General features: G+C 70.3%; 3 protein-coding genes and 1 pseudogene. 3 read left to right on the top strand and 1 reads right to left on the bottom strand.

The annotated features are described in order from the left end of the window. The first annotated feature begins 87 nt into the window (after nt 1-87). Nucleotides 88-663 (top strand): peroxiredoxin, encoded by a 576-nt coding sequence (locus RHOFW104R8_RS10920; RefSeq protein ID WP_068095568.1) that lies wholly within the window; start codon nt 88-90, stop codon nt 661-663. A 144-nt stretch (nt 664-807) separates the two neighbouring features. Continuing rightward, nucleotides 808-1,173, top strand: coding sequence for a YciI family protein (locus RHOFW104R8_RS10915; protein WP_068095566.1), 366 nt, complete (start codon nt 808-810; stop codon nt 1,171-1,173). A 42-nt stretch (nt 1,174-1,215) separates the two neighbouring features. Here RHOFW104R8_RS10915 and RHOFW104R8_RS18030 read toward each other — a convergent pair. Further along, a pseudogene (locus tag RHOFW104R8_RS18030) lies at nt 1,216-1,780 on the bottom strand (DUF899 family protein). Here RHOFW104R8_RS18030 and RHOFW104R8_RS17820 point away from each other — a divergent pair. After that, on the top strand, nt 1,688-1,930 hold the full coding sequence (locus tag RHOFW104R8_RS17820; protein WP_235604432.1) for a hypothetical protein: 243 nt from the start codon (nt 1,688-1,690) through the stop codon (nt 1,928-1,930). The pseudogene RHOFW104R8_RS18030 and the gene RHOFW104R8_RS17820 sit on opposite strands and share 93 nt — an antisense overlap. Nucleotides 1,931-2,005 lie beyond the last annotated feature (75 nt).

Here is a 2,005-nt window from a genome sequence, read left to right as displayed (position 1 = left end):
GGGAAGATGTAGGCTGCGTGGCTGAAGTCGTGCCTGCTGCAGATTGACGTTGCGGACCTGCCCGCACATCGAGGATGGAGATTTCCCATGACGCCGGAACCGGCCCCCGAATGGCGCACCACGGCCTGGTTGAATACTCCCGAGCCGTTGAACCTCGGGCACTTCCGGGGGCGGATGGTGCTGCTGCATGCCTTCCAGATGCTTTGCCCCGGCTGCGTGGCGCACGGCATCCCGCAGGCGCAACGCGTGGCGAAGTTGTTCGAAGGCGCGCCGCTGGCGGTGGTCGGCCTGCACACGGTGTTCGAGCACCATGCGGCGATGGGGCCGGAGTCGCTGCGCGCGTTCCTGCACGAGTATCGCGTGGGCTTCCCGGTCGGCATCGACGCGCCCGGCCCGGACGCCGATCCGATTCCGCGCACCATGCGCGCCTATGCCATGCAGGGCACGCCGACCACGATCCTGATCGATGCGCAGGGGCGGCTGCGCCGCCAGGTGTTCGGCGCGTACGACGACCTGCTGCTCGGCGCGGAGATCGGCACCCTGCTGGCCGAGGCGAGGCAGCAACGCCTCGAGGCAACGGATGCGGCGCCGGCGGCGGGGCATTGCGCCGACGGCCGTTGCGAGGCGGATGCCTGGGTATCAGGGCAGAACCCGCTTTCGTAGGAAGGCATCGCATCGTATGGGCTCCTGCAGCGGCAGGTGTCGATCCGGCGCGTAGCCGTTCGTCGCCATGGCAGGAGCACGTTGGGCGGTCCGGCGCGGTCCGGTCATGCGGCTCCGCCGTAAACCCGCGGGAGAGTGACGACGATGCGATTCCTTTCGATGATCCGGATCAACCAGAGCACCGGGCAGAGGCCCAGCCAGCAGCTGATGGACGACATGGGCAAGCTGATGGCGCAGATGAAGGCGGACGGCACGCTGCTGGATACCGGCGGCCTGCGTCCCACCGCGGAAGGCGTGCGGGTGCGGCTGTCGCACGGCAAGCTGGGCACCACCGACGGCCCGTTCACCGAGGCCAAGGAGGTGATCGGCGGTTATGCGCTGCTGCAGGCCGGTTCGATGCAGCAGGCGCTGGAGCTGGCCCGCCGCTTCCTGCGGGTGCATGGCGACGCGTGGGAGATCGAGTGCGAAGTGCGCCAGCTGGACGAGAGCTGCGGGCCGCCGCAGGCCTGAGGGGCGGCCGGCGGCGGCCGCGCGTCTCCGCCGACGGCGAGGTCAGTACTCGAGCTTCGGGTACCAGTCCGTGCCGCGGCCTTCCGGCGTGCAGTCCAGGATGGTCCACAACGGCATCAGGTCCGGCGCGCCGCGCGGGTCCCGGCCGGGGTCGGCGCTCTCGAAGCCCATCTCGCCGCTCCAGAAATGGCGGATCGTGCCGTCGCGGCGGGTGAACACGTTGAAGGCGGCCTGATCGCCGTCGCCGCCGTCGGGGTCGACGGCGAAGTAGTCGCGGCTGTAGGCCCCGTCGACGTCCGCGTAGCTCGCGCTTGAACGCGGCGAGGCGTTCGATCGGCGAGCGCGCCACCACGGCCAGCGCCACGCGCTGGCCAACGTCGCGCGCCTCGCCGTCCCACGCGGCCAGCAGCGAGGTGCACATCGGGCAGGGCCGCGCCCGCTGCGGGCCGAACATGTAGCTGTAGACGACCAGGGTCGACTTGTCGCCGAACAGGCCGGCGAAATCGGCCGGCCCGTGTTCGCCCTGGAAGCGGTAGTGGCCCGTCACCTCGCCGCCGGGCGGCAGCGCGCGGCGCTGCTCGGCGACGCGCTCGATGTGCCGGCGCAGCTCGATTTCCTCGGCGAGCAGGGCCTGGCGCGCGCGGCGGTAGGCGTCGCTTTCGTTGGGGAAACGCAGGGTGTTGCGCCCGGCCAGCTCGGCGGCGGGAACGAGGACAGGGGAACGAGCGTGGACGTGGGTCATGGCGGTCTCCGCTAACAGGCTATTGAGAAACTCCCCCGGGTCGTCGCGGTCATAGTTTGCCTCAATCGCAGAGCTATCAACCCCCGATGC

The sequence above is a fragment of the Rhodanobacter sp. FW104-R8 genome (genome assembly GCF_001617365.1).
Lineage (GTDB): Bacteria > Pseudomonadota > Gammaproteobacteria > Xanthomonadales > Rhodanobacteraceae > Rhodanobacter.
The sequence above is the reverse complement of the archived record's forward strand: the minus strand, read 5'-3'. Positions and strand labels throughout refer to the sequence as shown.

Excerpts from the sequence above, each read along its gene's own strand:
- RHOFW104R8_RS10920 (WP_068095568.1), top strand. The coding sequence starts at position 88 with ATGACGCCGGAACCGGCCCCCGAATGGCGCACCACGGCCTGGTTGAAT.
- RHOFW104R8_RS10915 (WP_068095566.1), top strand. The coding sequence starts at position 808 with ATGCGATTCCTTTCGATGATCCGGATCAACCAGAGCACCGGGCAGAGG.